Annotated in this window: 2 protein-coding genes; both read right to left on the bottom strand. The window is 29.7% G+C overall.

The window, feature by feature from the left end; translation table 11 throughout:
* Positions 1-183 precede the first annotated feature (183 nt).
* A complete protein-coding gene (locus KPL38_RS18900; protein ID WP_216290684.1) occupies positions 184-1,770 on the bottom strand; it encodes a DEAD/DEAH box helicase in 1,587 nt (528 codons plus the stop codon).
* A 114-nt stretch (positions 1,771-1,884) separates the two neighbouring features.
* Complete coding sequence (locus tag KPL38_RS18895; protein WP_246578048.1) at positions 1,885-2,409, bottom strand: QueT transporter family protein; 525 nt, start codon at positions 2,407-2,409, stop codon at positions 1,885-1,887.
* Between the last annotated feature and the right edge of the window lie 235 nt (positions 2,410-2,644).

The following is a 2,644-nucleotide window of genomic DNA, read 5'->3' as shown; positions in this document are numbered from 1 at the left end:
TATTCCATAGTGATTATCCTCCTGTGTGTTTTAGTTGTGACGATTAAAGCATAACACAGAATTAATCCGCTATGGATTTTTATTGGTTCAACTTCATTTTACAACAAGTCAAAAAATAAAATCATAAAAAAATCCATAAAAAAAAGAGCACTTATTAATAAGTGCTCTTTTAGTTTAACAAATCTATCGTCTAGATTTAGCTACTTCGATATTTACTTTTCTACTATTTAATCTTTTACCTGAACTATTGTTTAATATAGAATCAACTAAGTTACCAGGCACATCTAAGAAAGAGAATTTATCTAAAATATCAATACGACCAAGATCATTTTTATTGATATTAGCAGTTTCACATAGGAAAGCTATAATATCTTTAGTCATGACTTCGTCCATTCTTCCTATAGATAAGAATAGTCTAACACTGTCAGATGTTGTTGTATTACTATCATCTGCATAGTTATAGTTAACTTCTTTATCAAAAATAATTTTTATTAGAGAAGCGGCTACATCTTCATCACCAAATTCTGCTATAAGATTTTGTCCTAGTGGAAGAAAGTTTTCATATAAATTTTCTTTTAAGACTAATTTTATTGAATCAAGAATAGTTTCTGATTTTGCAGCAAATATATCAGTAATACTAGGTACAGCTTTTTTATTAATTACACTTTTAGTATCACGTTCTATTTGTCTAATAGCTGATGATTCACGTCTTGTTATAAGACTATAAGCTGTACCTTCTTTACCAGCTCTACCAGTCCTACCAATTCTATGTATATATGATTCGCTATCTTGTGGTAAATCATAATTGATTACATGAGTAACATCATCTACATCTATTCCTCTTGCAGCTACATCAGTTGCAACTAAAAAGTTCAAATTACCTTCTTTGAATTTTTTAAGAGTGTTCATTCTTTGGCTTTGTTTCATATCTCCGTGCATACCTTCTACAGTATAACCTCTAGGTTGTAATGCATCAACTAATTGATCAACACCCTTTTTAGTTTTACAGAATAGTATACAAGTTTTAGGAGCATCAACATCAAGTATTCTACATAATGATTCAAATTTGTTTTTATTATTTACTTCATAATAATATTGCTTAGTTTTTGAAACTGTTAATGATTTCTTTTCTATTGCAATAGTTTTTGTTTCAGGATGCATATATTTCTTTGACAATATTTTAATAGCTCTTGGCATAGTAGCTGAGAAAAGTAAAGTTTGTCTATCTTCACTTAAATTGCTTATAATACTTTCTATATCGTCAATAAAGCCCATGTTTAACATTTCGTCAGCTTCATCTATAACAAGAAATTTAGCATTTGCTAGTTTTAAAGTCCCTTTTCTAATATGATCTAATAATCTTCCAGGAGTTCCAACTACAATATCTACTCCTCTTTTTAAAGCGGATATTTGTCTATCAATAGATTGACCACCATAAATTGGTAATATCTTAATTCTTTCATGTTTTGATATACGTTGAAGTTCTTCAGCAACTTGCACTGCAAGTTCTCTTGTTGGAGACATTACTATTGCTTGAATTTTACCATTTGATTTTTCCATTCTGCTTAAAACAGGGGCACCAAAAGCTAATGTTTTACCAGTTCCTGTTTGAGCTTGACCTATAATATCAAAGCCATCTAGTATAACTGGAATAGCTTTTGCTTGGATATCAGATGGATATTCAAATTTCAAATCGGTTATTGCTTGGAGTACGGATTCGTTTAGTCCTAGTTCATCAAATTTCACTTTTTTAGTTTCAACTTTATTCATTAATTAAAATTCCTCTTTCTTTTTATAAAATATCAAATACATCTATTATTACAATTGTATATACAAAATAATAAATATTAAACTAATAAGCAAAATCACATTGCTTTTTTATAATTATCTAAAAAAATTCCTCAAAATTGAGTTTTTTTCGATAATATAAATAAGAGGTAATCCAATTCCATAACAACAGACTAATTCTCCCCATGCAACTTGCAGCATACAAAGTAAAAGGGGCATGTCCTTAACATATAATAGCTTTAACAGCATGCCTATAACAATGGCATTTACTACTACAGCAGGAAGTGGAGCAAGTATTCTTTTGAACTTTAATTTGCTCTTACCAATGTAGTAAGTTATAATCGCAGCTATAAAAGTTGCAAGGGAACCGAAAACCATATCCATAATACCTAGTGGACTTATAATATTAGAGACTATACAACCTATTAGCAATCCAGGAATTGAAAAGGATGCAAAATAAGGTAAAATAGTTAGTCCTTCAGATATACGATATTGAACAACTCCAAAGCTGAAAAACGACAAGCTTAGAGTTAAAGCCGCATAAATAGCAGCCACCATTGCTGCAAAAACGATTTTTCTTATTTTTACAGACATAGTTCCTTCATTTAATTTAATATTCAATTTTGCGCCTCCATAGTTTTATTTTAAGACAGGATGGTTGCGAACTGTCTATGAGTATTTGACTCGAATCTTTATTTTACTCCATATTTCGATATTAGTCAATAGAGTTTCTTATTTACTTGGAAATTATTATGATCGAATTGTGATAATGTCCTATTATACCGAATTTGATTATGTCCCAAAAAGAATATAGTATAATAAAACCTCATGACTAAGAAATGAGGTGGACAAAATC

The organism is Clostridium psychrophilum (genome assembly GCF_018861705.1).
Taxonomy (GTDB): domain Bacteria; phylum Bacillota; class Clostridia; order Clostridiales; family Clostridiaceae; genus Clostridium_AD; species Clostridium_AD psychrophilum.
This window is presented reverse-complemented; position numbering and strand designations above follow the sequence as displayed.